At 45.0% G+C, this 22,912-nt stretch carries 22 protein-coding genes; 18 read left to right on the top strand and 4 right to left on the bottom strand.

What is annotated here, in order from left to right; translation table 11 throughout:
* Positions 1-4: 4 nt before the first annotated feature.
* The 3 genes from AB1S55_RS17000 to AB1S55_RS16990 all read left to right on the top strand — a co-directional run bounded on the left by AB1S55_RS17000 (position 5) and on the right by AB1S55_RS16990 (position 5,054).
* Positions 5-502: an SHOCT domain-containing protein gene (locus tag AB1S55_RS17000; RefSeq protein WP_370979376.1), complete on the top strand. Its 498-nt coding sequence runs from the start codon at positions 5-7 to the stop codon at positions 500-502.
* Between the two features lie 444 nt (positions 503-946).
* Positions 947-1,492, top strand: a complete 546-nt coding sequence (locus AB1S55_RS16995) for a heavy metal-binding domain-containing protein (RefSeq protein ID WP_370979375.1) — start codon at positions 947-949, stop codon at positions 1,490-1,492.
* Positions 1,493-1,790: 298 nt separating this feature from the next.
* Positions 1,791-5,054, top strand: coding sequence for a glycoside hydrolase family 2 TIM barrel-domain containing protein (locus AB1S55_RS16990; RefSeq protein WP_370979374.1), 3,264 nt, complete (start codon positions 1,791-1,793; stop codon positions 5,052-5,054).
* Positions 5,055-5,075: 21 nt separating this feature from the next.
* On the opposite strand, the gene AB1S55_RS16985 is transcribed toward AB1S55_RS16990, so the two are convergent.
* Positions 5,076-5,378 carry a hypothetical protein gene (locus AB1S55_RS16985; RefSeq protein ID WP_370979373.1) on the bottom strand — a complete coding sequence of 101 codons (303 nt, stop codon included), beginning with the start codon at positions 5,376-5,378 and terminating at the stop codon, positions 5,076-5,078.
* Between the two features lie 448 nt (positions 5,379-5,826).
* On the opposite strand from AB1S55_RS16985, the gene AB1S55_RS16980 reads away from it, so the two are divergent.
* From AB1S55_RS16980 to AB1S55_RS16940, 9 genes are all read left to right on the top strand, one after another.
* Positions 5,827-7,077 (top strand): helix-turn-helix domain-containing protein, encoded by a 1,251-nt coding sequence (locus AB1S55_RS16980; protein ID WP_370979372.1) that lies wholly within the window; start codon positions 5,827-5,829, stop codon positions 7,075-7,077.
* 33 nt (positions 7,078-7,110) lie between these two features.
* Positions 7,111-7,773 carry a hypothetical protein gene (locus AB1S55_RS16975; RefSeq protein ID WP_370979371.1) on the top strand — a complete coding sequence of 221 codons (663 nt, stop codon included), beginning with the start codon at positions 7,111-7,113 and terminating at the stop codon, positions 7,771-7,773.
* 410 nt (positions 7,774-8,183) lie between these two features.
* Positions 8,184-11,171: an SMP-30/gluconolactonase/LRE family protein gene (locus tag AB1S55_RS16970; protein WP_370979370.1), complete on the top strand. Its 2,988-nt coding sequence runs from the start codon at positions 8,184-8,186 to the stop codon at positions 11,169-11,171.
* A gap of 347 nt (positions 11,172-11,518) precedes the next feature.
* The gene (locus tag AB1S55_RS16965; RefSeq protein WP_370979369.1) at positions 11,519-12,019 is read left to right on the top strand and encodes a glycine cleavage system protein R; all 501 of its coding nucleotides are present in this window, start codon (positions 11,519-11,521) and stop codon (positions 12,017-12,019) included.
* A 167-nt stretch (positions 12,020-12,186) separates the two neighbouring features.
* The gene (locus AB1S55_RS16960) at positions 12,187-13,230 is read left to right on the top strand and encodes an NADP(H)-dependent aldo-keto reductase (protein ID WP_370979368.1); all 1,044 of its coding nucleotides are present in this window, start codon (positions 12,187-12,189) and stop codon (positions 13,228-13,230) included.
* Between the two features lie 160 nt (positions 13,231-13,390).
* Positions 13,391-14,266: a 4-hydroxy-tetrahydrodipicolinate synthase gene (gene dapA / locus AB1S55_RS16955; RefSeq protein WP_370979367.1), complete on the top strand. Its 876-nt coding sequence runs from the start codon at positions 13,391-13,393 to the stop codon at positions 14,264-14,266.
* Complete coding sequence (bamC, locus tag AB1S55_RS16950; protein ID WP_370979366.1) at positions 14,266-15,447, top strand: outer membrane protein assembly factor BamC; 1,182 nt, start codon at positions 14,266-14,268, stop codon at positions 15,445-15,447. The genes dapA and bamC overlap by 1 nt, the downstream gene beginning before the upstream one ends.
* Positions 15,374-16,234, top strand: a complete 861-nt coding sequence (locus AB1S55_RS16945) for an MBL fold metallo-hydrolase (RefSeq protein WP_370981614.1) — start codon at positions 15,374-15,376, stop codon at positions 16,232-16,234. The genes bamC and AB1S55_RS16945 overlap by 74 nt, the downstream gene beginning before the upstream one ends.
* 539 nt (positions 16,235-16,773) lie before the next feature.
* Entirely contained in the window at positions 16,774-17,043 is a 270-nt protein-coding gene (locus AB1S55_RS16940; protein ID WP_370979365.1) for a PilZ domain-containing protein, read from the top strand.
* 75 nt (positions 17,044-17,118) lie between these two features.
* Here AB1S55_RS16940 and AB1S55_RS16935 read toward each other — a convergent pair whose 3' ends face one another.
* Both AB1S55_RS16935 and AB1S55_RS16930 read right to left on the bottom strand, forming a co-directional pair.
* A complete protein-coding gene (locus AB1S55_RS16935) occupies positions 17,119-17,556 on the bottom strand; it encodes a leucine-rich repeat domain-containing protein (RefSeq protein ID WP_370979364.1) in 438 nt (145 codons plus the stop codon).
* Positions 17,557-17,605: 49 nt separating this feature from the next.
* On the bottom strand, positions 17,606-19,036 hold the full coding sequence (locus AB1S55_RS16930; RefSeq protein WP_370979363.1) for a substrate-binding domain-containing protein: 1,431 nt from the start codon (positions 19,034-19,036) through the stop codon (positions 17,606-17,608).
* Positions 19,037-19,243: 207 nt separating this feature from the next.
* On the opposite strand from AB1S55_RS16930, the gene AB1S55_RS16925 reads away from it, so the two are divergent.
* A complete protein-coding gene (locus AB1S55_RS16925) occupies positions 19,244-20,026 on the top strand; it encodes a class I SAM-dependent methyltransferase (RefSeq protein ID WP_370979362.1) in 783 nt (260 codons plus the stop codon).
* A gap of 10 nt (positions 20,027-20,036) precedes the next feature.
* Here AB1S55_RS16925 and AB1S55_RS16920 read toward each other — a convergent pair whose 3' ends face one another.
* Positions 20,037-20,522, bottom strand: coding sequence for a hypothetical protein (locus tag AB1S55_RS16920; protein WP_370979361.1), 486 nt, complete (start codon positions 20,520-20,522; stop codon positions 20,037-20,039).
* A gap of 276 nt (positions 20,523-20,798) precedes the next feature.
* On the opposite strand from AB1S55_RS16920, the gene AB1S55_RS16915 reads away from it, so the two are divergent.
* The 5 genes from AB1S55_RS16915 (at position 20,799) to AB1S55_RS16895 (ending at position 22,828) form a co-directional block, all read left to right on the top strand.
* Positions 20,799-21,236 (top strand): BLUF domain-containing protein, encoded by a 438-nt coding sequence (locus AB1S55_RS16915; RefSeq protein WP_370979360.1) that lies wholly within the window; start codon positions 20,799-20,801, stop codon positions 21,234-21,236.
* 28 nt (positions 21,237-21,264) lie between these two features.
* Entirely contained in the window at positions 21,265-21,522 is a 258-nt protein-coding gene (locus tag AB1S55_RS16910; protein ID WP_370979359.1) for a cysteine-rich CWC family protein, read from the top strand.
* A gap of 184 nt (positions 21,523-21,706) precedes the next feature.
* The gene (locus AB1S55_RS16905) at positions 21,707-22,165 is read left to right on the top strand and encodes a CopD family protein (RefSeq protein ID WP_370979358.1); all 459 of its coding nucleotides are present in this window, start codon (positions 21,707-21,709) and stop codon (positions 22,163-22,165) included.
* 13 nt (positions 22,166-22,178) lie between these two features.
* Positions 22,179-22,577, top strand: a complete 399-nt coding sequence (locus tag AB1S55_RS16900; RefSeq protein WP_370979357.1) for a VOC family protein — start codon at positions 22,179-22,181, stop codon at positions 22,575-22,577.
* A 14-nt stretch (positions 22,578-22,591) separates the two neighbouring features.
* Positions 22,592-22,828 carry a DUF2175 domain-containing protein gene (locus tag AB1S55_RS16895; RefSeq protein ID WP_370979356.1) on the top strand — a complete coding sequence of 79 codons (237 nt, stop codon included), beginning with the start codon at positions 22,592-22,594 and terminating at the stop codon, positions 22,826-22,828.
* Positions 22,829-22,912 lie beyond the last annotated feature (84 nt).

The following is a 22,912-nucleotide window of genomic DNA, read 5'->3' as shown; positions in this document are numbered from 1 at the left end:
CTAAGTGAAAAGTTCGATTTCTTTGAAGTCTATATTGGTTCTGTTTGGTTTTTCTGCCAGTGTTTGGGTGCTGGCAGATGATTCAGCGCTTATTGTGGAAAGTGTTGATAAAAAGGCGTGTAGCTTAGTCCTTGAGCAAGCGTGTATTACCAAAAAGCATGATGCTGAAAAGAAATGTTTGCCTTGGCATAAAAAAGAAGCTTCATCTAAGGGAGCCAATACGGTGTTGATTGGTGAAACGACAGTGACAACGCACCGTCGCCCAATGTATGACGGAACGTCAAAAAAAGTGAAAGAGACAACTATAAGCGCTTCTTATTATCTCTGTCCCGTAGAGGCGGCTAGTGTTGATTCGAGCCAGAGTGTGAATCAACAAGTTAAGCCTGCTCAAGACCTTTCTATTGAACAGCGTTTAACTCAATTAAACGAGCTACACGAAAAAGGCTTAATCAGCGATAGCGAATATAAAGATAAGCGAGCCTCGATTTTGAATGAGCTATAAGCTCAGCTATGCGATAAGCGGCGCTGCTAGGGGCCTTTCAGGCCATAGTGATTAAGTGAAAGCTAGGTTTTGATTGGCTTATATAGTGAGTTTTAAGCCGGTGTTTATTAGCGTCGCGCTTATTGAGGCTGACTCTCTTGTTGAACCTTGTCTATAGTATTTATTGCTATATCTAAAAGTAGGCTCTAGCTAAAACCTACTAAGAGCTAGAGTGCTCCGCTTATCGTTGTTATAGCCGTGATCAAGCGCTGATTCTGTGTTTTTCAGTGTGAGGGCACCATTATAGGCTTGTATATGCTGCTTGTTGCAGTGTTAACATGCCCGTTAATGGTGCTGTTTTTTGTTGAGCTGGCTGTACATTGTGTATTCATTATGTGTATTTACGCGTCATTCGTAATATAATGTTACCTTTCTCTACTTATCGTTGTTTCCGAAGGACATTCAATGCTGAATAAGCCCTGCCTTAGCTGTCAAAAACCTCTTAACGGGGGTGTGTATCGTAAACCCAATATGTGCCCTTGGTGTGGCGAGTTACAGGATGGAAGCCAAAGTGCTGCGCAGCGCAAGTCTAATTCTGTTACAAGGTCTAAAATCGTTGCTGATCAGCCTATCATGGCTTCGGTTCAAGAACCGGCTAAGCAGAACGCTAAGCCTGCAGCCAAGCTTGCCCCGGCGGATCAATACAAAAAGATCAAGTTATCAAAGGGTGAGTCGAGTGATTTTGAAGTGGCGAGTCAGTTAGGTAGTGTTAAGGCTAACTGTTTGTTTTCCCTAGAAAAGTTAATGGCCAAATCCCCTCAGAATACCCGCCAGACTGTACTTAAATCGGCACAGAAGAGCGTTTTACTTTCTCTTCGTAAAGAGGCCCATAAACTGGGAGCCAATGCTGTGATTAAGACCGAAGTTAAATTCAAAGAACTTAGCCACAAGGGTGAACCTAAAGTACAGTGCATCGCCTTTGGCGAAGCGGTGATGGCTAACGGGCTTTAGCCCAATTGCTTGGGGGCAATTGGCTTTGCTCCTAAGTTTTCCCCGCATTCCTTATACCAAGCTTTAGGCTTCTCTTCTAACGCTGTGCTTTTGTTTATGTGCATTTGTTGATGTACATCGGCGTATCCATTTTGCTCGCTTTCTTAGCAATCTCGCACCCGTTGTCGCACGCTTAGGTGTACTGATCGCTTATTACATTGCCCCTCTTGTACTTTAAGGCTAGGCTAGCCCAGATTTATTTGTGGTTCTGCTTTGCTGTTGGCAGATCAATGCTTAGGGATCAAGCTTGGAGGCTTAAATGACCCAATTGTTTAACGTATTTCGATCACCCTCGCTATTTCTGTTTTGTATCGCTCTGATATCGGGCCTTAGCTCGTCAACAATGGCTGGAGTAAATAGTGTGAATGATTGGGAAACAACGGAAGTTATTAGTCGTAATAAGTTGGCGCCTCGGGCAACGACCTACGCTTATCCAAGTGTTGAGCATGCATTGAGCTTAGATCGTGAAAAGGCCAGCATGCTTAATTTGAATGGCATGTGGAAGTTTCACTATCAGGCAGACAGTGCTTCCATGTCAGATGATTTTGCTCAAAATAATTTTAGCCTCGACAGTTGGACAGAAATCCCTGTGCCTTCCAACGTAGAGCTGCACGGCTATGGCATTCCGTATTACACGAATGTACCAATGCCGTTTTATTCCACACCTGAATCTGCACTGCCAGATACCAGCCCTAAAATTAGTCGTGCTAATCCTGTTTCCTCTTATGTTCGCTTTTTTGACGTTCCAGAGGCTTGGAATAATAAGCGTCTGATCTTACATTTTGGTGGTGTCTCATCTGCTTTTTATTTGTGGCTCAATGGTGAAAAAGTGGGCTATAGCCAAGGCAGCCGCTTACCTGCCGAGTTCGATGTGACGGATCTAGTTAAAAAGAAAAACAATCGTTTAGCCGTACAAGTGCTGCGCTGGAGTGATGGTAGTTACTTGGAAGGCCAAGACATGTGGGATCTAAGTGGCATACATCGAGAGGTGTTATTGCTTGCCGAGCCTAAGGTAGCGATTAACGACTATTTTGTTAAAACAAAGCTAAGTGATGCTTATCAAAAAGCGAATATTCAAGTACGCCCTCATTTTTCTAATCTAGAGCATCAGGACTTAAAAGGCTGGGTTTTAAGCGCAGGCTTATACGATGCGCAAGGCCAGCTTCTAAAGGACAGCTCGCAAAGTATTGATGCGACAACGGTAACGCAAGCTTATCCCCAGCGTGAAAATATTCAGTTTGATTTAATTAATCTAGAGCTTAAACAGCCGCGCTTATGGTCTGCAGAATCTCCCTACCTATATCGTTTAGTGCTTAGCCTGCATGATCAAGAAGGGGCTTTGGTTGATGCAAGAAGTGCTCGTGTTGGTGTGCGTGAGGTAAAGATTGATGCACAAACGGCGCAGCTAAAAATAAATAGCCAGCCAATTAAGATTAAAGGTGTCAATCGGCACGACCATAGCGCGGTAAACGGCAAGGCATTAACTAGAGAAGAAATGCTTAACGATGTTCTATTAATGAAGCGCTTTAATATCAATTCCGTGCGCACAGCTCACTATCCTAATGACCCTTATTTTTACGATCTGTGTGATGAATACGGTATTTACGTTATGGATGAGGCCAATGTAGAGAGCCACTTATTTGGCGGGCAGTTCTCAAATAGCGTGCAGTGGATTTCACCTATCGTTGATAGGGTGGCGCGTATGGTTGAGCGAGATAAAAACCATGCCTCTATTATTTCTTGGTCGCTGGGTAATGAATCCGGTATGGGGCCTGCCCATGCAGCGGCAGCGGGTTGGGTGAAAGATAAAGACAATACACGCTTTGTGCATTATGAAGGGGCTCAAGGGCTGGTCGATCACGATGATTTTATCGAGCCACCTAAGCATTGGTACTGGGTGCCGGAGACCTTAGAAAAGCTTGGGCGCTCAACCCCTATGGCCAACCCTGATGACCCTTTTTACGTAGATGTGATCAGCCGTATGTATCCAAGTGTTGAATATTTAAAAGGACTTGCAGATTCAGAGACGATTAAGCGTCCAATTTTAATGTGTGAATATGAGCATGCCATGGGCAATTCGATGGGGGGCTTAGATGATTTTTGGCAGCTTATCCGCCAGCGAGATAATTTAATTGGCGGTTATATCTGGGATTGGATGGATCAGGGCCTAGAAACCAAAAATGATAAAGGCGAAACGTATTTGGCTTACGGCGGCGATTTTGGTGATGAGCCAAATTCGAGGGCTTTTTGTCAAAATGGTATTGTTGATGCCTATGGCAAAGCAACACCTGAGCTGTGGGAAGCCAAGTATGTCTTCCAGCCTTTTCAATTAGATGCGTTGAATTTGAAAAAAGGCAAACTACAGCTTAAAAACAGAGATGCTTTTACCAATTTAAATCACTATGAATGGCGTTGGCAGCTCAGTGAAGACGGTGTAGTGATTGAACAAGACATGCTTAAAAATGTAGACGTTGCTCCTAGAGCAGGGCAGAAATTGCGCATTCCTTTCACTAAACCCAAACTTAAACCCGGTGCCGAATATATCCTAAGAGTGTCTGCTCATTTAAAAACGGCAACGCTTTGGGCCGAGGCTGGACACGAGGTGGGTAAGCAGCAGTTTATTCTTCCCTTTGCTAAACCAATGAAAGCACAAAAAAGCCCAGCTCAATTTGATGTCGTTAAAAGCGATGAGTTACTGACTGTCAGTTCGGGGCCGCATGCTATCGCTTTTAATTTAAAAACGGGTTGGTTAAGTGCGTTTAGTCAGTCTGGTGAAAATCAAATGGCGTCTCCTCTTGTGCCTAATTTTTGGCGAGCACAAACGGATAATGACAAAGGCGCTTGGCGTACGCATGAAACTTTGGCTTATTGGAAGGATCTGGCTGCAAATTTGAATCTGAGTGAGCTTAGTGAGGCTGAGGTTTTTGATAGCTATGTTGAGTTAAAAGCCTCTTATCAGCATGAAGAGTCAACAAGCCTTGCCATTGTTTATCGCTTTTACGGTGATGGCGAGTTACAAGTTAGCATGAACTTGAAGGCCGACCCTAGTTTACCAAGCATGCCTCGGCTAGGAATGAGTTTAGGACTTAATTCTGATTTTGATTCCATGTCGTTTTACGGTCGTGGCCCTTGGGAGAACTATTCCGATCGTAAGCTCGCCGCTGACTTAGCTGTGTACTCAGCCAAAGTTGAAGACTTTGTTTATCACTACATGGTGCCTCAAGAGAATGGCAACCATACTGATGTACGCTGGTTAAGCCTAAGCAGTGATGCCGGTGCATCCTTTAAAGTGCGCGCGCATCAGTCTCTAAATGTCAGCGTTTGGCCTTGGTCTCAAGCGAATCTTGATGAGGCTTTACACCCTTATGATTTAGTTGAGCAGGGTTTCTTTACCGTGAATATTGACTTGGCCCAAGCTGGCGTAGGCGGCCAGGATTCCTGGACAAGTTTAGGAGCCCCTTTAGCTAAGTATCGAGTACCTGCAGGCGATTATGAGTACAGCTTTAGCTTGAATTTAGAATAAGACATGTATCGGCGCTGCTTGCTAAAACCCATTGGCGAGCAGCGCTTTTTTAATTTTGCTTAGCCTTTTAGCCAGAGCAGAAATGTCGCCAAGCTTGGGTTCTTCTGCTGCATCAAGCATCGCTTGCCAGTCTTCAATTTCTTGGTTTGCAAACTCAAGCAGTTTTTTAGGGCAGCCTTTACAGGGACCACGACATAAACTCGCAGAACTTTTATCAAGAGGCAATTGGGCGCGAGCTTGATCCAGCAGGGTTTGCATCGCAATCGATGGTTTAGCTTTGGGTAGGTTTTGATCTTTGGCCATTGCCCTTTGTAAGGTATGCATCAACCGGTCCCTTTGTAATATATCAACTACTTGGCTTTTGACCTCGTTGAATATCACTTGTTTCAAGCTCTCCGTTCTATTGGCATATGCGCTTTGTTTATAAGGAACGGTAACTTAAGTCGGGGCTCTGTCTTCCTAAGTTTGTTGTGACAAACTAGAATGCGCGCCCGTTTTGACTGGGCTTGTGTTTGCGTGTGTCTTCTGAGCTGGCTGGACTTGGTTTATCTAGGTCTCATATTGTCAGGCCCTAGCTAGTATCAAGACTACGGTGTAAGTAATAACAAACCTCACCGTCTTTGTGCATGCATTAAAGAGCGGGATACGTCATTTTCCGTCGAGGGAGACAGCTGGGGAGCTATTTTGTTCCACACTGAATTCAAGTTGAAGCGATGGTGCTTCTAAGAATGCAGTTCCAGCCAAATAAATAAAAATATAGGTGGGTGCAGCAATGAGTGCTGAACAAGGAGTCTCGGTAGAGCTCCTCAAATTACTGTATATGTTTTCAATGAGCTTAGGCCTATGGACCTGCTTAAGTGTATTGCTGAATAGGCGGTGCCCGTCAGAGGCAAAAATTGTACTGCTGCTATTTATCGCTTTATTGTTGGTGATTCCCTTAAATAGCTATTTGTCCTTGGCTTTTGGTGAAACGCCTCATTTATTGTTTTCGCTGGCAAGTACATCGACTTGGTTTTATGGGCCGCTTATATGGACCCTCTTAGGTCATGTGGTACACAGCAAGCAGAGTTATAAGCGGCTACTTATCCATGTGCTGCCCTTTACCTCGGTGACCGCGCTGCATTATTTCAGATTACAGTGGCTCGATTTTACGATTTATCAGAGCGCCTTGATGCTTCAGGTGGCAGTGTATTTGGGGGCATCTATTTTCACCCTGTACCGTTATCGCGCCAAGATTTCAGTGCTGGGTAAAGAGTTTCGTAACTCAAGCTACTTTTGGATGCTCTACCTCGTTGCAGGGCTTGCTGCCATTGTTATATATGATTTGACGATGGTGCTGCTGCTTCACTCTGGGGTGGCAATTAGCTACTACTGGGTTGCAGCGACTGTCTCGGCGTTTTCGGTTTATATAAGCACCATTTCTTTGTGCTTATTGATACAGCCAGACGTATTTGCGCCGGTTGATGCTTCAGGCTCTGCTGATGAATTTGAGTCTGAGCAGGCTTTAAGACGCAGTCACTCTAGCGACTCAGAGTCTGGGCAAGGTACAAGTGTAAAGAGCCAGCCAGACCTGGCCTTAGAAAAGCTACAGAATACGGTGTTGGTCAGCGATACAGATTCGAATACCAAGCAAACAAAGGCTAAAAACTTAGAGTTAAGTACCGATGCCGCAAGAGAGTTAGCACTGGAGTTAGACCGCCTGATGCTTGAGCAAAAACTGTATTTGGACCCGGATCTTAGCTTATCGAGTTTGGCTGAAAAGCTTGGCGTGACCAAGCATCAGTTATCTGAATTATTGAATAGTCATCTTAATACCAGCTTTTACGACATGCTCAATTCACACCGTTTTGAGCAAGCAGTTAGCTTGATGGATAACAAACCTAAACAGCATAGCGTGACAGATATAGCGTATTTGTCAGGCTTTAATAATCGCAATAGTTTTTATCGTGTGTTTAAGAAAAAGACCGGCCTGACACCGGGAGAGTACCAAAAACAACGTCAGAACTCGGAAAAACAATATTGATCAACAAGCCATAAAGGTAAGAGGTGAGTGGTTATGAAATTTCATACTCGGTTTATAAATAAGCAGTTGTTCTCTTTGATACTGGGCATCTTGATATTCAGTTTGTGCTTGGAGGCAAGAAGCCAAGAGCTTGAAACTATTGAGGTGGATGAGTTCGACACGTTTTTATTGGCGCCTTCATTCAAGCTACCTGAGCAGCGCAAAATTTATATTGATGAACCTGAGGTTGAGTTTGCTGAATCTTGGATGTTGGAGTTTCAATCAAAGACGACACGTCATTACCGTCGAGTCATCATGAAAAAATATGGGCAAACCTTAGTCGATTTTTTAGCGCTGGCTTTGAAAAAACACAACTGGGATGTACTTGATGCGCCTAGTAGTGATGCGCTGCTTTTAAAGCCTCGGCTTGTTGAGCTAGATATTTATTCCCCTGAGCAGTCTGCAACGAGACAGACTCTTATATTGACCAAAGTAGGGGCCGTTAAAGTCGATTTGGCCTTCCTGAGCCCCGATGGTCAAACGATTATGCAAGTGATGGATCATGAGGACACCCCCGATGTCATTGGCAGCGTGTTTTCGAATAGAAGTAATAACTTAATTTATTTTGGCATGCTGATGGAAAATTGGTCGGCAATGGCTGCAGCGTATTTGGAAACCTTGATGCAAGAGGTAGAGAAGCAGCGCGCTAAGCAATAATACAGTTTTAAAGAGTGCATATGCCTTATGCCTAGGCTCGGCTTAGCACTCTTCACCCATACACTTCCTGTCGTGTGTTTTGCGAAGTTCCGAATCTTTTGGGCTTCGCTTTTTTTATGTCTGTTGTTTTTAGCTTATATACGGCTCTTGATATTTGCTGAGAGAGCATGGTTTTTATTTTGAGCTTTTTATTTCAGGCTTTAGTTTCAGTGTTTTTTATTAAAACAATGCTTAGGGTTTGAACTTAGCTTCTGTTTTTTTAAGCCTAAAGTCTATTTGTTTCACAAAAGTGATAAAGCGCTGGTTAATCGTTAGCTGGGATTTCGCTTAGTCGCTATACTCCGCTGCTGTGCTATTCGCACTTACAATAAAAATAACTATCAGGCTTGTACCTGGGTCAAGGAAAGATCATGAATGTCCGTCTTAAAGCGTTTAGCTACGCGACTGAACTTGCTGCAGCTTCTTTTTTGCTTGCTGTCGCGTCTCTTAGTAATGCTGCTAATGCCAATACCTTACGACTTGAAGCTGAAAACTTTGTCGCCAGTGGAGGTACTTACGCCGACGGCCAGCCTAGCCCTGTTAGCACTTACGCCATAGGTGGCGGCAGTGCCATTAACTATGTCAATCGCGGTGACTATGTTGAGTATGAGCTGCAAGTGACAGCGGCAGGAGCCTACGCGCTTGACTACTTTGTTGGTACATCAATTCCTTCTGGTGCAGCTGTTGAGTTTCAGCTACTAACTAATGGCTCTTGGTTATCCCAAGGTAGCACCATCGTGCCAACAGGCTCATGGGATCGTTTTGTATCTTTAGAGGCGGCTTATAGCGTTGATCTAGAGCAGGGCGTGAATCGCGTTCGTTTAATAGGTTCTGGCAGCCATAATTGGCAGTGGAATATGGATGCATTTGAGTTAAGCCTTATTACTGGCGCTTCACCGAGCCCCTCACTTAGCCCTTCTCCCAGTCCTCTACTTAGCCCAAGCCCATCAGTCAGCCCTATAGTAAGTCCAAGCCCTTCTCCTGTTGTGAGTCCTTCCCCTGCGGTCAGTCCAAGTCCGTTAGTCAGTCCTTCTGTTAATCCAAGCCCTGAGACGAGGCAGCTCATTAAGGTTGAGGCTGAAGATTTTGAAAGTGTGGGAGGCAGCTATGTCGATGGTCAAGTTGAGCCTATAGGTACTTATAGCCTAGGCAATTTGATGGCAATTAATTACGTCAATCGAGGTGATTACGCCGACTATGAGATTGATGTTATTCAGGCCGGTGAGTTTGAGCTTAGTTACCATATTGGCAGTGCCATTGTTTCTGGATCTGCTGTTGAGTTTTTAGTTTACGAACAAGGTCGATGGTTATCCCAAGGCCAAACCACGGTACCGGCTCCAGGCTGGGATAATTTTGTTGAGCTGGCGGCAAGCCATAAAGCCGAGCTGCCTGTAGGTAGAGCTCATATTCGAGTTCGAGGTGCTGGCACTCATGATTGGCAGTGGAATTTAGAGTCTTTTACTCTTCTGTCGCCTTTGCATGAGCAGGATGACGATCGTGACGGCATTGTTAACAGCCATGATCAGTGTGCAAACACAGCGTCAGGAGAAACGGTAGATACGCAAGGTTGCAGCGACTCTCAGCGCGATAGTGATCATGACGGTGTGAGTGATCTGCATGACGACTGTGCGAATACTACCATCGGTGATGCGGTTAATGCGCAAGGTTGTTCAGATGAGCAATTAGATGGTGATGATGATCTAGATGGCGTGCGTAATAGTATCGATCTGTGTGCATTAACCCCCAGTGGAGAGGCAGCAGATGCAAGCGGCTGTTCGGCGTCTCAGCGAGATACAGATGACGATGGTATCAGTGACGCGCTTGATCGCTGCCCTAGTACCTTGCCTGAACATAAACTATCAGTCGACTCGGAGGGGTGTTATATAGACCCCGCTGACACGACCTTGCTCTATGCCATTAATTCAGGTGGTCAAGCTTATTTAGCGGCAGATGGCATAGCTTATCAAGCAGATGAGTACTTTTCAGGAGGATCTACGTTTTCTAGTGCACGCTCAATTGTGGGCAGTGCCGATGATCCGCTGTTCCAAACCGAGCGCTACGATAATTTCAGCTATAGCCTGCCAGTGAGTGCCAATACGAGCTATACGATCAAACTGCAATTTGCTGAGATTTATTGGCAACACGAAGGTGAGCGTATTTTTAGTGTTGATATTGAAGGTGAGGCAGTTGCTCAAGCTCTGGATCTTGTTGCGGCTACCGGTGCACGTGATGTTGCTTATAGCCTGACTCATCATGTCGATGTGGTGGATGGCAGTTTGGATATCGTATTTAGTAATTCTGTGAATGTTGCCAAGCTTTCAGCTTTTACGGTGACTATACGCGATGGAGATATCGGCCAACCCGTCACCGACAGTGATGCAGACGGCGTTAGCGATAGCTTAGACTTATGCGCACACTCACCCAGTGCTGAGTTGGTAGACTCAGATGGCTGCAGTGCTAGCCAGTTAGCGGGTGCTTGCTACAAGCCAAATTCGAGCTCTGTGCTTGCGGCCGACGCTGAGCTGATGAATATAGCGCCTGAGACCCATTTTGCCTGGACCGAAGGCCCAGCTGCTGATGTGGATGGTAACTTGTTCTTCACTGATATTCCCAATAGCCGCATTCATCGCTATGGAACGGATGGTCAATTAACGACCTTTATGTCGAATACGGCGCGTGCCAATGGTCTGTTTTTTAATCGCTCTGGTCAGTTGTTGTTGGCCCAAGGTGATTTAGCTCGTATTGCCGCAGTGACTCCTTCGTCTGTCACGGCTCAAGATCCCGATGGTGATTTAAGCTCTGTTGTATCGAGCTATAATGGCAGCCGTTTTAATGAGCCTAATGATATGTGGTTAGCACCAAATGGTGATATGTATTTTACCGACCCCTGTTATAACAATTGCGGTTTGCCACAGGGCAGCGAGCAAGTCTACTTGCTTAAGCACGGGCAAAATATGGCGATTCGTTTAACAAATAACTTGGTCAATCCAAACGGTATTATTGGTACTGCTGATGGCAAGGTTTTATTCATTAGTGATGCCAACGGTGACAAGAAAGTCTATAAATATCACATTGGTGATGACGGTTTATTAAGCCAGCGTAGTGTCTTTGCCAATATTGGCGGTGATGGAATGACCATCGATTGTGAAAACAATGTCTATATTACTGCGCGTGACGCTTCGTCGGCCCACTATGTATCTGTACGTGCGCCTAATGGAGTCGAACTTGAGCGTATTAATCTAAGTGAAACACCTTCTAACATCACCTTTGCTGGCAGTGACTTAGACACTCTGTTTATTACTGCGTCTACGAGTGTTTACTCGATCAAGGCTCGAGTTCGAGGTCTGCGTACTCAGTAATTTAGCTTAATAGCGTTGTTTAAGCGCAGGGCTTGTTTGCAATGAGTAGGCCTTCGCGTTTAAAGCTACGTTTGTTTGTGTTTTTGCTTAACAGGGAAAGGGCGTTGCTTGGTTTTACATAATCGCTCGTTCTTTTATAAGCCCTTCAAATCAGTCCATTTTTCGGTCGGTTTTTACGCCTTGGCCAATAAGGCTATGGAACAGCTCGATGGATAAAGCTTGCATGGCAGAAATTTGATTTAAATATGCTTTCTTATATCAGTACAGCGTTAAGCTTAGTAAATTGATATTCGTAGCCTTTAAAGCATCGAGCTATGCCCATCGTTCAACGTAGTGAGGGATTTCACATGAATAAAATATTAGTCGTTTCATTTTTTGGAGAAGATCAACCAGGTCTTGTTCAGGACCTTGCCGAAATCACTCACGAGCTTCAAGGTAAGTGGTTACAAAGTAAGTTATCTCATCTAGAGGGGCAGCTAGCAGGGGTGCTCAAAATAGAACTACCTGAAGAGCAGGCCGATAGTTTAATTGGTAAGTTTCAGCGCAAACCAGAGATTGATATAAAAGTCAGTGAGCCTCAAGGTTCGACGCCCGTTCCTGAACACTGTGAAGATATTAAAATCAGCGCGAAAGATAGACCGGGGTTAGTTAATGATATTACTTGTTTTTTAAATAAGCAGGGAGTCAAAGTACTTAACTTTGAGTGTCAACGTATGGCTGCTATAGGTGCCGCGGGCAATTTGTTTTCGGCCTTGGTTGCTATTGAGTTACCCGAAGGGAAAAGCAGTGAAGACCTTGTTGCGCAATTGACTATGTTGGATGCTGAAATAGTAGCTAGTGTGGCATAAAAGGTTCAATTACTGGCTCTGCTAAGTAAGAAATGTAGAACAAGTTACGACAAAAACGCCGCAGTGATTGCTGATCACTGCGGCGTTTTTGTATGCTATGTCGATTCAATTTTCTGAGCCAGGCAATCGAGCTTGGCTATATCTAAAAGCCACCTGGAACAGACCTTATGAAATACAACAAGCTTGGCCACAGTGACTTAAATGTCAGTGAAATTTGCTTGGGCACCATGACCTTTGGTGAGCAGAATAGCCAAGAGCAATCCTCTGAGTTGATGACTCTTGCCTTTGATTCGGGAGTGAACTTCTTTGATGTTGCCGAGATGTATCCTATCCCGCCTAAGCCTGAAACTCAGGGCGCATCTGAGACTCATATTGGGCACTGGCTTAAAGCCACAGGTCATCGCGATAAGCTTGTGCTTGCCACGAAGGTAACAGGGCGCGGTGATAGAAACCCGGGCTTGGATCATGTACGCAACGGCCCCCGCGTTAATGCGAAGCACATTGTGCAAGCGTGTGAAGATAGCCTGCGCCGTTTACAAACCGATGTCATCGACTTGTATCAGGTGCACTGGCCTGAGCGCGGCTGTAATTTCTTTGGCCAACTTGAATATACGCACGATGACGACTTTGGTTTCAGTATTGAAGAGACCGTCAAGGCTTTGAGCCAATTGGTCGATAGCGGAAAGGTTCGATATATCGGCATTAGCAACGAAACGCCTTGGGGAACCTGTGAGTATTTGCGAATAGCACGCGAAGAAAATTTGCAGCGTATCGTGTCTGTTCAGAATCCTTATAACTTATTAAACCGCTCCTTAGATGTAGGTTTAAGTGAAGTGTGCTTGCGTGAAGATGTGGCTGTACTTGCTTATAGCCCCTTGGCCTTTGGCACCTTGTCAGGTAAATACTTAAATGGACAGCTACCCGAAGGTTCGCGTTTAAGCATCTCCCAGCGTTTTGGTCGTTATAACAAAGTGAATTGTGAAGAAGCCATTGGCGCTTATGTGGCGTTGGCTAAGGATCAAGATTTAGACCCCGCTCAAATGGCGCTGGCGTGGGTGAATCAGCGCTTACCAATTAAGAGTAATATTATCGGCGCTACAAAAGTTGAGCAGTTGCGCAGTAATTTGGCCAGTGTCGATGTCCAACTGAGCACGGAAGTACTGGCAGCCATTGATGAAATCCATCAGCGTTACCCGAATCCTGCGCCTTAAGGCTTATAAATGCTCTGTTTTAAGGCGGCTTAAGCCTGTGTTTCACGTCCTTGGCCATATTCGCTGTTAAAAGCGGGGTTTTAGGTTGAGTGTGGGCGCAGGCGTCAGTACTATAGGCCCCCTTTTTTTGCATTTTACGATTTAAAGCCGGAGTTAAAGCATGTTTCGAGGCAGTTTGGTTGCGTTAGTTACACCTATGAAAGCGGATACATCGCTGGATTGGGATGCGCTCGATAAACTGGTCGAATGGCACTTAGAGCAAGGTACCCACGGTATTGTTGCAATGGGTACCACCGGCGAGTCAGCCACTTTAGATCGCGATGAGCACTTAGCTGTGATTCGTCGTGTCATTGATATCGTCAATGCGCGGGTACCGGTCATCGCGGGCACCGGTGCCAATTCCACCTCTGAGGCTTTAGATCTTACTGCTGCGGCAAAAAATGCCGGTGCGGATGGCGCTTTATTAGTTACTCCGTATTACAACAAGCCGACTCAGGAAGGTTTGTTTTTGCATCATCAATACATCGCCGAGCGTGTTGCCTTACCTCAATTGCTCTACAACGTGCCGGGGCGTACCGCTTGTGACATGTTGCCCGAGACCATCAGTCGTTTAGCCAAACTTGATAATATTGTTGGCGTTAAAGAAGCGACAGGGGACTTAGAGCGTTTGGCTCAAATTAAAGCCTCAGTTGGCGATGATTTCTGCTTATTAAGTGGCGATGATGAAACCGGCTTGGACTTTATCTTGGCAGGTGGTGACGGAGTCATTTCTGTAAGTACCAATGTAGCTCCTGCATTAATGTCACGTATTTGTGAGCTTGCCTTGGCAGGTAAAGCCGAAGAGGCAAAAGCCCTAGATCTTAAACTGCAAAGCGTGCATAAAAACCTGTTTTTAGAGTCGAACCCAATGCCTGTTAAGTGGGCTGTTAGCCAGCTCGGTTTTGGCAGTGATGCTTTGCGCCTTCCTTTAACGACGTTCTCGGCTGAATATCAGCCTGTACTTCGTGCCGCTATGCAAGAAAACGGGTTGATTTGATGAGTTCTCGTGTCATTCTAGCGCTTAGCTGTGTTGCGCTTGTTGCTTTAAGCGGCTGTGGCATGCTTAAAGATAAAAACAGCTCTTTGCGCAATCGTGGTAAAGATTATTTAAGCACCGACGTAACTAAAGAAATGGTTGTGCCGGAAGGCATGCAGGCGCCAGCGATTGCACCTTTGTATCCGATTCCTGATGTTGATGTCACCGATGAATTTGGTGATCGTTACGAAGTCGAAGAGTTTCAAGTGCCTCGTCCTTATACTGTCAACACAGATGAGTTGGCCTTTGGTATTAAGATGCAGAAGCTTGAAGATGAGCGCTGGATTTATATCAGTGCGCCGACCTCGCAGGTTTGGCCACGAACGCAAAACTTCTTAAACAGCGCCGATGCCAAAGTGGTTGCCAGTAATGCTCGTGCGGGTTTAATCGAAACAGACTGGTTGCAATACAAAGATGAGGCGGATCAGATGATGCGCTTCCGCATTTCCCTAGAAAAAGGTATACACCCAGAAACAACTGAAATTCATATTCTTCAGTATCAAATTCCGATGGGCTCGGAGTTGCCTGACCCCTCATATTGGCCTGAAAAAAGCTCTGACCCAGAGCGCGAAGAATGGATGCTGCGTGAGTTAGCTAAGCATCTTGGTAAGACCATTGATACTGCCAGCGCCTCACTACTAGGGCAAAACGTTGGTGGTGAAGTTAAGGCGTATTTCTTAAAAAATCAGCCGGAACCGACCATGGCTTTGCGCCTGTCGCCAACTCGAGCATGGGCATCACTGACACATGCAACAAACAAAGGCGGCTTTGTGCGTTGGGATCAGGATAAAAAGCGTCGCTTGATTTATACCGGTTATTACGTCGACCAAGAGAAAGAGATTGGTTGGTTTAAAACCATGATGACCTTGGGTATTAATGACAAGTTACCGACTAAGAGCCGTTACGATTTAGACGAGCTTACTCAGCACCTCAGTGGTGCTCAAGATGTACGTATGACCTTTGCCGATGTTGACGGTGTTGCTTATGCCGATGCCCTCAAAAAAGCCAACAAAGGCTATTTGCTCTTGATGCGCCAAGTGGGCGATGAGATTCACGTTGTCTTACGTGATGAGCGCGGTCGCAAGGTTGATCAAAACCAAAGCAAACCTTTGTTGCGCCTACTGCGCAAAAACCTCATTTAACGTTTTGGCTGAGGCTTCTTTACGTTTTGCTTCTTTAGGTAGTGGCAGTAGTGGTAACGCTACGCTGGTTGCCTGGCAAGATACTGCAATCTTAATTGATTGTGGCTTTAGCGCCAAAGAAGCTCTGGCTAGAATGGCTAGGCTCGGCTTCGATAGCGCGAAACTAAAAGCTATCTTTGTTACTCATGAGCACGGCGATCACAGCAAAGGGGTCGCCCCCCTTGCTCGCAAGTTAAATATCCCTGTTTATATGAGTGCGGGCACTGAAGCGGCAATGGACTTTGGTCGTTTACCGGTTTTGCACCGTATTCAAGCTGACGAGCGGGTCGATATTGATGGCTTAGAGGTTTTACCTGTCACCGTGGCCCACGATGCGCGTGAGCCTTTGCAGTACGTGATGACATACCAGTCTTTACGTTTGGGGGTGCTTACCGATCTTGGCTCTCTGACGCCCGCTGTCTATAAAGCTTATGATGCTTTACATGGCTTGTTGCTAGAGGCTAATCACGATTTACGTATGCTCGCTTATGGCCCGTATCCGCCTTCTCTACAGGAGCGTGTTCGCGCACCTTGGGGGCATTTAAACAACCAGCAGTGTGCTCAGCTATTGCGGGAAACAGATTTAAGCCAGTTGCAGCACCTTGTTATTGGTCATATTAGTCGTAAGAACAACCACCTTGATTGTGTTAAAGAGGCTGTGGCCGCAGAGGTCGCAGAGCTGCCTTCGGTTCGTTACGCCTGCCAAGATGAAGGCGTGCCATGGTTGGAGCTTCGTACTGCGCCTTAAGTCCTTCGTGAAGCAGCCTGTATCGTCATGGCTGTTACCTCTTTTCCCATCTTCTGTAAATCCTTAATGCTATTTTTTCTGCTTGTTATTGCAAGGACTTGGTGCGTAATTAGGGCTTGACTCGAGAGCCTTTTCCACATCTGCATTTGCAGCGCACTAAAGTTGATCGCTATATGACCGTTTTGTTAAATGTTAATGCTTGTTTTTTGTAAGTTGTTGATTTTAAAGAGTAAAATCTATTTGTATAAAATCGCAACAGTTTAACCAAAGGGGTGTAACCATGCGGAACACAGCCATCTGTCTATACCTTTTTCACATACTTATCCACAGAAGGTGTGCATAACTTATGGTGTTGGTAAGTGTCGGGATTGTAAACAATCTGCCTCGAGATTAATCATCTATGTTGTTTACTGAGCAGCTTGTTTAGCCCTTGTTCAGTAGCGCTTTTTATCTTGGCTTGAAGCGGTCTTGAATATGCTTTTTAGCACAAGGCTTAAGCCTGCCTATACTTAGAGTGCCACGCACCTAAGGAGCCTAATGTGCACGATAGAAGAAAGTTCGAACGTCTAAGTTCAAATATTCGGGTCGAATTACGTCACCCAAGCTTTGGCTTTATATTTGGGTCAACGACCGATATCAGTGACGGTGGCGCAAGAGTGTTTGTTGAAAGCGCACCGATGCCCCCTATAGGCACAGAGGTTGAGGTTAGATTTACCAAGGCAGTGGGCTCTATTAATAATGAGCCTGTGGCGATGCGTGTAATGCATGCGACTAAAAATACGCTTGGTCTTATGTTTCTTCCGCGCTAAAAGGTTGGGGGCGTTTGCTTGCCGCTATACTCAGATCAATGACCTTAACGGCTTTAAGCTTTCGCTTGCTAGCGTTTAATTGCAGTGCTCGGGTAGATACAGCTGCTCTATTTGCGTAAGCGTGCTTACGGTCTCACAGGCCAGCTCGCTATTGCCTCTTAGGTCAACAAAGCGCAACTTGCTTAGCTCTGATAACGGGCTGGCATCGCTAATGTGGTTATTCGCTAAACCAAGTTTCTCAATGTTGGTAAATACAGATAAGGCTTGAATGTGTTGAATCTTTCCTGAAGGGCAGAACAGGCTGTCTAGCTCTTCGGCTTTGCGAACCTCAAACTCCTTAATGCTGTCTTTTAAACAAGTGCTGAGTGCGGCATCACGTTTATCAAAGTCATTAAATAGTGGGGCAGGGCTGTAGACGACATTGTCATTTACAGACCATTCATAGTTTGAGCAAGCGCTTAAGATGAAGGCTGCGGCTAAGTATTTAATGTGGTGAAAAGGGGCGTGAGGCATGGTTTAAGCTCGCTTAGAAGTGGGTGTATTCTAAACGAGCTTGGCTTTATCAGAAATAGGCGATACGAGAATCGCTGAGTTCGATATGGTTTGTGTTTTTCTTAAGTTCAGCGGCTGCTTCTAGGTTTGACTTATCGAGTAACCATACTTCAACACGTTGATTCTTGGTTCGGCCTTGTGCCTCTTGAGAGGCTACCGGTTTCACCGCCCCAAAGCCTGCTACTGCCAGTGAGCTAACCCCTTTTTTATGCAGTGCACTTTTAATGGTATTCGCTCGTAACTTTGACAGTAAGACTGCGCGCTCTTGAGTTTGTTTCATATCACCAAAGCCGACTAACTGGATACTTTTATCTTTATTTTCAGGTTTTTGTATAAACTCAACAAGACGCTGGATATCACGCTTGGCTCGGTTATCCAGTTTGGCGCTGCCAGAGTCAAAGCGGAAGTTAATGGATAGGCGATCACCTAGTTCGGCCAAGTCTCGATATACTTGGGGCCCCTGTTGTTCTTTATCCATACTAATGAGCGGGTTCAGGCTAACAAAACCTATGTCATCAACACGTAACTGACTGTTTTGTTGTTGGGTAAATTCAATAAAATCACGAGCCCGGGGGTTAAGTGGCTTCTCAGGGAAATAGAGATAAAGGCGTCGTGATAAAGGGTAGTCTTCGGTAGCGACTTGTAGGTGCGCAGGGGTGAGAGCTGCGCTACCAGAGTCTGATACAGCAAGAGCTTTGGCATTACGAACGGAAGCTAAGCCAACAAAACCAATACCACCAGTATCCATGGCAACTAAATCACTCAGTTCGTCATTGCTTTCAAAACGGCGAGCCTCACTTGATAGTTTTAAGCCTGTTTTTTTAAGTACTAGGCTCTTAAATGTATCCCAAGTACCTGAATTCTTGTCTCGGGCGTAGAGGCTGACCTCTTGATTAGGGCCACCTAGTTGTGCCCAGTTTGTAATGTTTCCTGAGAACAGTTCAGCAATTTGTTTGATGGATAGTGTATTTACATTATTGCTTGGATGGATAATCACAGCGAGCCCATCAATGGCTACAACATTTTCAGAAGAAAAACTGCGCATGTCGCCTACGTTTTCAAGTGCTTTGACTTCCTTATCTTTGATTTGTCGTGACGACATGGCGATATCGGCTTGTTGGCTCATTAAACTCTTAAAGCCAGTACTTGAGCCATGAGCGGCAATATGAATAGCGTAATTTTGCCCCTTAAAGTTGCCCTCTACGGCGTATTCGTTTTTTGTATCGAGCTCACGTTGTTGGATGTTATCCATACCCAGTGCAGCTAGATAATCTTTGGCCCAGCTTGGTACTAAGCGTGCTCCAACAGTATTAGATCCGTGTATACGAATCAGCACATTACTTTCGTAATCTTCTATGGGCATGGTTTCAGAGGCGTTAACAACTGTAATAAAACAAAGGTAAACTAGGGTAGGGCTAAGGTATCGTGACAACTTAAACATCGATCTCAATCTGGTGCGTTTTGGTTGCCAGCCAAGCTAATTATTAAATGTTACAAAAATGTTACAGGTTGTGCTTTTAATCGCTGGCTGATTTATTTTTGAGCGTAATGCATGGTTGTTGCCAGTTTATAAGTATTAATGTCTTTTTGTTGAGCTTATGACTTTTCTAAATGCTTGTAATTAATATGAAGTGGTGTCGTTTTTTAAATGAGTGAGAATGCGGTTTTTTTATACAGTCAAAACCCAGAGCAGCAGTTAGAGCTTGAGCAACTTGCGTTAAAACTTGAACTGAATGTTTTAAATGAAGAACCAAGTGATCAGACCGTATTAGAGTTGAATGAGACTGAATTGAGCCTGACTTGGCTTGAGGGGAAAAAACGTCTTAATTTAATGTTGGATTTTGTTGGCGGAGCGGCGGCTCATCGACGTTTATATGGTGGTGGTAAAAGTCAGGCCATTGCTAAGGCCTGTGGGATTAGTGCGGCTTATAAACCCTCGATCTTAGATGCAACCGCAGGCCAAGGCGGTGATGCTTTTGTCTTGGCAAGCTTGGGTGCACAAGTACTTATGTTGGAGCGGACAGCGGTTGCTTACGCTTTACTTGAAAATGCCTTAGAGCGAGCTGCCGCTGCCGGTGATGAGGAGCTGGCGCCTGTGATTGAACGTATGAGCTTGTTAAGAGAAAGTGCCTTGGATTATTTACCTAAGGCCGAGGCTGTGGATATTGTCTATCTTGACCCAATGTTTCCCGAGCGTAAAAAGTCAGCTCAGGTTAAAAAGAATATGCGTGTATTTCACTCAGTGATTGGTGCAGACAGCGATGCTGATGATTTATTGGTACCGGCATTGGCCGTCGCTCGATACCGAGTGGTGGTAAAGCGCCCGAAGGGAGCTCCTTTTTTAGCAGACACTAAGCCGACTTACCAGTTAGACGGGAAATCGACTCGTTATGATATTTATGTCAATAAAGCACTGCCGAGTAACAAATAGGCTCTGATAGTTAATTCACTGCCTTGAGTGGGGCATGGCTATCGATTGCGTAACGAGCTACCTTTTCTTGTTGCTCTGTATCGACATCAACAACGAGTAGATGCTGACCTCGGGCTAAGGCATCTTTGTAGTCATCGAGCTTGTGATTAAGTCTTGTTACCCCTAATAAACTGCCTTCCCAAGTGCAAAAGCCCATAATGCCTAGTGCAAGAAAGCTGATGACTAGCCAGCTTATTGGGTTGCTGATGGTAAATAGAAAGCCTGATAACAGAATTAATGAGGCAAGCCCCGCGCCAAGGGCCGCTCCTCGTGCACCATAGTAGAGGATGTCGCGCCTAGCCCATTCAGAGAAAGGCGGTAGGTCGTGCTCACTTAATGCGTGCTGATCATTGCTAAGTATATGAATGTTGTTGCGGGGTATGCCGTTATTTTCTAAGTCGTGTTCAGCGGCATCGAGTTCGTTAATATCATCCGTGAGGTATTTTAGTTGTGACATACACCACCTCGTGACTTATTTTTTGGAAGGCTTTTTAGCTTTCGTTTTTTTACTTCATTTTGTATCGGTTCTAGACTCTTTATTTATACCTTGAGTTTAGCTAGTTGCTACGCGCTTACTGCTTTTAGTATTAGAGTATTTGTTTCTAACACCAAGGTGCCTGAGAAGAAAAAACTAAAACGGGCTTTACTTCGTATACTTAGCTTATTAACGGCGTGTATGCCTGTTGGCTCTTATTGTGTTAGTTGGCGCTAAAAACTATCTGGGAGAGTTGTTATGTATCGTTTGATCTATAAGAGTAAAAGCCAAAAGCCTATCGATTGGGCTTGTGTCGAAGATATTATGCACTCGAGTGAAAAGCACAACCAAATAAATGAGATTACGGGGGTGCTATTAGCTTCTGAAACTCATTTTTTACAAGTGATAGAGGGGCACTACGAGCACGTCAACCAAACCTATTGTCGTATTATTAATGATAATAGGCATGGGGGTTTTCAGTTAATTGCTTTTCATCCGGTCGATGCGCGCTTGTTTGAATCATGGTCTATGAAAGGGATTGGTGTATTTAACTTCAACCAACAGACCGCTTTGGCGCTTAGTCAAAAATACGGTGAAGAAGAAGGCGGCTTGCGCTTTCCTCTAGAGGAGTGGCAAGCTCTAGCTTTGATTCAAGATGTGCACATATATCTTAAAGCTCCCGACTGGAAGCAATAAGTCTGTTGTGCCCCCCATTGAGACCCCTATGGTAAAGCTTGTTGATAGCCCAACTGATCAGGTTAAGTTTTATAAACCCAGTGAGCAGCCTCTAGTCTATGCTGCGTGTTGCCCATTATGTGGCAAGGCTAATGACTGTATGCATGTAAAGCAGAAGGCCTCTTCATGCTGGTGCAGCGAGCCTAATTTTACTTTTCCTGAGGCCTTACTTAAAACTCTTCCCGATGACGCTAAAAGTAAAGTCTGTATCTGCCGTAACTGTGTTGAAGCATTTATACAGACATAAGCTTGTTGATGATATGAGCAAGCTTGTAGTGCTAAATAAGATTGATACTTATTCTCTTGATTGAGCGCAAGCTTGTGATTGGGCAAGTAGGTGATGCTGTGCCTTCATCTTGGCTTCTAAACAGCTGTTTACCAGCGCTATTGCGAGCCTTGTGTTTATTTTTTTCTTGTACAGGGTTCTATCTATGTATGGTGTGTTGCTGCTACTGCATCTTATTGCAGCGTGTATTTGGACGGGCGGCCATATCGTCTTGTCTGTTGTTGTTTTACCGGCTGTATTAAAAAATCGCTCGGCTAAGCAGTTGCTTGATTTTGAGTCTGTTTATGAAAAAATCGGCATGCCTGCTTTGGTGGTCCAGGTCATAACGGGCTTGTTGCTAGCCCACCGTATGTTGCCCGATGTCAGTATGTGGTTTGATATGTCTATTCCTGTCGCTCACGGCATTGCCGCAAAGCTCAGTTTATTGTGCTTAACCTTATTATTTGCGGTTGATGCGCGCTTTCGTGTTATTCCAAAGTTGTCACAAGAAGGTGTCGAGCATCGTTACTTGGTTGATATGGCCTGGCATATTGTGCCGGTGACGATATTCTCAGTATTATTTGTTGTAGCTGGCGTCTCGTTTAGAGCCGGTTGGCTTTTATAAGAGGTGGCTTAACGTGCTTAACTCCATTCATCACGCTGCGATTATTTGCTCGGATTATCAGCGCTCCAAACACTTTTACAGTGTGGTGCTTGGCTTAAAAGTGATCGCTGAAAACTACCGTGAGCAGCGAGAGTCCTATAAATTAGACTTGGCTTTGCCTGATGGCGGTCAAATTGAGCTCTTCTCTTTTCCTAATCGGCCAGCAAGGCCGAGCTATCCAGAGGCTCAAGGGCTTAGGCATCTTGCCTTTTCTGTGACTGATATCGATCAGGCAAAGGCGCATTTACAAGCACAGGGCATTGAGCTTGAAGCGATTCGTATCGATGAATACACCGGCAAACGTTACACTTTTTTTAGCGATCCGGATGGCCTTCCGCTAGAGTTATATGAACAAGCCCGTGGGAATAGCTAAAGGTTCTGACTTCTATGAAATGCCTCTATTGTAATGCGCCTGTATTTGGTCGAGACGGGATTACGATTGCAGGTAAGGGGCCTGCTCATCAGAAGTGTTATCAGGCGGATCAAGCACTTAAGCGTACGTTTCAGCACTTAAAAATTTCTGAGTTGAACGATCAAGAGTTAGTAGAGCTAAAAGATCTTATTCTTGCTGAAGAGAATGATAGAAAACGCAGTGACGATGATGACGGTATTGAACTTTTTTAGCGATTATTGACCGTATTTAACATTCCCCCCGCACTATTCGCCTTCACTGAGGTCTATGCTTTGACAAGTCAAGAAGGCTTGTTA

The sequence above is a fragment of the Agaribacterium sp. ZY112 genome (assembly GCF_041346925.1).
Lineage (GTDB): Bacteria > Pseudomonadota > Gammaproteobacteria > Pseudomonadales > Cellvibrionaceae > Agaribacterium.
Note: the sequence above shows the minus strand (reverse complement) of the source record. Positions and strands in the feature narration are given on the sequence as shown.

Bases quoted from the DNA above. Each gene is read 5' to 3' on its own strand.
- AB1S55_RS16925 (WP_370979362.1), top strand. From the start codon at position 19,244: ATGAGTGAGAATGCGGTTTTTTTATACAGTCAAAACCCAGAGCAGCAG.
- AB1S55_RS16905 (WP_370979358.1), top strand. From the start codon at position 21,707: ATGTATGGTGTGTTGCTGCTACTGCATCTTATTGCAGCGTGTATTTGG.
- AB1S55_RS16930 (WP_370979363.1), bottom strand. From the start codon at position 19,036: ATGTTTAAGTTGTCACGATACCTTAGCCCTACCCTAGTTTACCTTTGT.
- AB1S55_RS16975 (WP_370979371.1), top strand. From the start codon at position 7,111: ATGAAATTTCATACTCGGTTTATAAATAAGCAGTTGTTCTCTTTGATA.
- dapA (WP_370979367.1), top strand. From the start codon at position 13,391: ATGTTTCGAGGCAGTTTGGTTGCGTTAGTTACACCTATGAAAGCGGAT.
- AB1S55_RS16960 (WP_370979368.1), top strand. From the start codon at position 12,187: ATGAAATACAACAAGCTTGGCCACAGTGACTTAAATGTCAGTGAAATT.
- AB1S55_RS16995 (WP_370979375.1), top strand. From the start codon at position 947: ATGCTGAATAAGCCCTGCCTTAGCTGTCAAAAACCTCTTAACGGGGGT.
- AB1S55_RS16895 (WP_370979356.1), top strand. From the start codon at position 22,592: ATGAAATGCCTCTATTGTAATGCGCCTGTATTTGGTCGAGACGGGATT.
- AB1S55_RS16920 (WP_370979361.1), bottom strand. From the start codon at position 20,522: ATGTCACAACTAAAATACCTCACGGATGATATTAACGAACTCGATGCC.
- AB1S55_RS16985 (WP_370979373.1), bottom strand. From the start codon at position 5,378: ATGCATACCTTACAAAGGGCAATGGCCAAAGATCAAAACCTACCCAAA.
- AB1S55_RS16945 (WP_370981614.1), top strand. From the start codon at position 15,374: ATGAGCGCGGTCGCAAGGTTGATCAAAACCAAAGCAAACCTTTGTTGC.
- AB1S55_RS16970 (WP_370979370.1), top strand. From the start codon at position 8,184: ATGAATGTCCGTCTTAAAGCGTTTAGCTACGCGACTGAACTTGCTGCA.
- AB1S55_RS16965 (WP_370979369.1), top strand. From the start codon at position 11,519: ATGAATAAAATATTAGTCGTTTCATTTTTTGGAGAAGATCAACCAGGT.
- AB1S55_RS16915 (WP_370979360.1), top strand. From the start codon at position 20,799: ATGTATCGTTTGATCTATAAGAGTAAAAGCCAAAAGCCTATCGATTGG.
- bamC (WP_370979366.1), top strand. From the start codon at position 14,266: ATGAGTTCTCGTGTCATTCTAGCGCTTAGCTGTGTTGCGCTTGTTGCT.
- AB1S55_RS16990 (WP_370979374.1), top strand. From the start codon at position 1,791: ATGACCCAATTGTTTAACGTATTTCGATCACCCTCGCTATTTCTGTTT.
- AB1S55_RS16935 (WP_370979364.1), bottom strand. From the start codon at position 17,556: ATGCCTCACGCCCCTTTTCACCACATTAAATACTTAGCCGCAGCCTTC.
- AB1S55_RS16980 (WP_370979372.1), top strand. From the start codon at position 5,827: ATGAGTGCTGAACAAGGAGTCTCGGTAGAGCTCCTCAAATTACTGTAT.
- AB1S55_RS16910 (WP_370979359.1), top strand. From the start codon at position 21,265: ATGGTAAAGCTTGTTGATAGCCCAACTGATCAGGTTAAGTTTTATAAA.